Consider the following 3,012-nt stretch of genomic DNA (forward strand, 5'->3'; position numbering starts at 1 on the left):
CAGTTCTCCAACGGCAGCCCGCAGGCTGCCGCTGGGATGACGGCGAAGAAACGAAGCGCGTCCCTCTGCCGGGGCAGCGCTCAATCGCAGCGCTCGTTACTCTCCGCCGCGTGGACCCCCCAACGGCCTTTGGCCGTCGGTCCCCCCACAGTTCTCCAACGGCAGCCCGCAGGCTGCCGCCGGGATGACGGCGAAGAAGCGGAGCACGTCCCTCTGCCGGGGCAACGCTCAATCGCAGCGCTCGTTACTCTCCGCCGCGTGGACCCCCCAACGGCCTTTGGCCGTCGGTGCCCCCACAGTTCTCCAACGGCAGCCCGCAGGCTGCCGCTGGGATGACGGCGGAGAAGCGCGGCGGCTTTTATTTCACCTTGACGGTGAAGGCGTAGGGATAAGGGCTGTTGGGATACTTCAGGAGCAGTGTGCCGGACTTGGCGTCCCACTGCTGCTGTACTTCCACGCCGGGCTGTGAGCAGGTCACGGACACGGGCTCGGAGGGCAGGATGATCCTGGTGCGGCAAGTGGTCTTGTCGGGGCCCTCGGAGGTGAAGGTGAGGGTGCCGGCGGAGTATCTCTCCTGCAGTATCTTGGAGGAGGAGGCCACCACGGCTCCCTTGGTCCTGGAATATCCGGCCAGGTCCTTCAGCAGCACTCTCTTGCCGGGCTCCAGGCTCACGGAGTAGATGACCGGCAGCTCGCTGTCAAAGATGTCCACGTATTTGCCCTTCAGGGTCTTCACGGAGGAGTCCTCGCTCTCGTCCAGGCCTGCGCCTATGACGTAGGGGCCTCTGTGGAGCACAAAGTAATTGGTCTCCTTCCACTTGATGCCGGCGGCCCGGCAGGCTTCCTTGCCTATGCCGGCCATGATGTCGGCGCCGTTGGGTATCTTGGTCAGGGCGGTGGGGCTCACGGCTCTGTAGATGAGGGCGCCCTTGCCTATCTGCTGCAGGCCTTCCTTGTCCTCGGCTCCCAGCGCCTCAAAGAGATGCTGTCTGGGGAAGTCATAGTTCTTGCCGTCCTGGTTCCACCATTCCTTCACGTGGTTGTAGGGGTCCTTGTCGTCGTCGATGAAGACCAGCACGCCGCCCTTCTTCACCCAGTCGGCCAGGTAGGTGTGGCACTCTTCTCTGGGAGGATTCATGCCTTCATAGGTCACGTAGAGCACCTTGTAGGGCTTGAGATAGTCCTTGATGTTCACGTTTTCCAGCTGCACGGGGCCCGCGGGCATGCCTCTCTTGATCAGCGGCATGGCTATGCCGAAAAAGTTGCCGAAGGCGCCGTCGGAGGGGGTGGGGTCCATCCTCTGGAACATCATGGTGTCGCTGACCAGCACGCCCTGCTGCAGGGTGCCGCAGTCCCACTTGATGCGCTTTTGGTTCATGTGATTGAGCTCCATGCAGATGGCCATCAGCTCGGAGGAATAGTGGTCCGGGATGGACTCTCTGGGGATGGAGTTGGGGTCCTCGTCGGGGCCCAGGTCCCTCAGGTTCCGGGCGGGATATTTGCCGTTGAACACTCTGCTGGCCCAGGGCATCACCTCATAGTGATACACGTCGGTCCACAGCAGGGAGGCCGTCAGGGTGGACTCGTAGTTCATCTTGTAGTCGTCCCAGCAGTAGCTGCCGTTGTCCTCCACGGGGTCGTTCAGGTAATACATGCGCTTGCCGGTGGAGCGGACCAGGTTGTTCAGCACGCCGTATTCGCAAAAAGCGCTCTCAAAGGTGCGCTCCTTGGCCACGCCCTTGTAAAAATTGGCGGTGCGGCTGGTGCCGGTCCACACCTGGCCTATGTAGCCGTCGCAACCGTCTATCTGCACCAGGGAGGCCTCGGGGGACACTATCTTCCACCAGGCGTAGTTGACCATGGAGTGGGTGGGCACGTAGCACTTGATGTCTCTGCCTATCTCCTTCGAATACTCCCGCACAAAGTTGAAGACCTCTGTCAGCTCTCTTCTGTAGAGATAATACTTCAGCTTGCTGGAACGGTACTGGGCGTCGGGAGTGGTGTGCTGGGCCTGCCAGGGCTCGTCGTAGTAGTCCTGCCATTCCCGCTTGAAGGCTTCGCTGTAGCCGGCCCTCGCCCAGAACTCGGGCTCTTCCAGAAATATGGCGTCGGCGCCCGCGTCGATGGCCTTCTTCACGCCCTCGGACAGATATTTGCCAAAGGACCTGACAGGCACCATGTAGGGCACCGTGGGGCCGTGGTTGATCTCGTTGCCGTTCATATCCACCTGGCCGCAGTCCTCATGGTTCACGCCGTCCCATTCTCCGAAGAGAAAGTCCTGATAGCCGCCCCAGCTGACGCCGGTCATGAGGTGGGTGATGTAGCCCCGGTCCTTCCACTTGGCGATCCGCTCCTCGCAGCCGCCTATGCCGTAAACCATGACCACGTCGCTCTTGATGTCGATGGTGTCGCCGTAGGGCGCCGCCTCCTGAAAGGTGGTGGTCTCGTTCTTCTGGTCCGGGTCGCCTCTGTCCACGGCAAAGGCCGCCGCGCTCAGAAGCAATACCGCAAGGGTGGCGATAACTAACATGATCTTCATTCATTGCTCCTTGTCTCTGTAATGGGGGCCGCGCCCCTCTTAACTCCATTATAGCATATTACGCCCGGAGGAAACGCCGCCCGGCCCCTCTTTTTTGCCCCGCGGAAGCAGAAAAATCGGGAGAGGCGGCCCGGAGAGAAGGGGAAAGGCGCACTCTGTCCCGTTCAAGCTCAACGTCACTTCGGCGGTGAGGGCCGCAGTGTCCCGTTCAACAATGGACGTCATCTCGGCGCCCTGAACGAAGTGAAGGGCGGTAAGAGATCCCCTGAGGACGGACCGCGAGCCCGGGCCATGGACCGGCCCAACGGGACAGGGAGAAGCGCTGACGAGGGTTTTCCCTGCCCCGCGATACGGCCCCCCCCCGGCGGCGAGGGCAATGTTGTCCCGTTCAAGTTCAACGTCACTTCGGCGGTGAGGGCCGCAGTGTCCCGTACAACAACAGACGTCATCTCGGCGCCCTGAACGAAGTGAAG

General features: G+C 61.6%; 1 protein-coding gene. It reads right to left on the bottom strand.

Annotated elements, in window-relative coordinates:
* Positions 1-358: 358 nt before the first annotated feature.
* A complete protein-coding gene (locus tag IK083_10845; protein ID MBR4750049.1) occupies positions 359-2,539 on the bottom strand; it encodes a hypothetical protein in 2,181 nt (726 codons plus the stop codon).
* Positions 2,540-3,012 lie beyond the last annotated feature (473 nt).

The sequence above is a fragment of the Abditibacteriota bacterium genome (assembly GCA_017552965.1).
Taxonomy (GTDB): domain Bacteria; phylum Armatimonadota; class UBA5829; order UBA5829; family UBA5829; genus RGIG7931.

What these genes read in the sequence shown, in the direction of transcription:
- IK083_10845 (MBR4750049.1), bottom strand. Translation starts at nt 2,539, where the DNA reads ATGAAGATCATGTTAGTTATCGCCACCCTTGCGGTATTGCTTCTGAGC.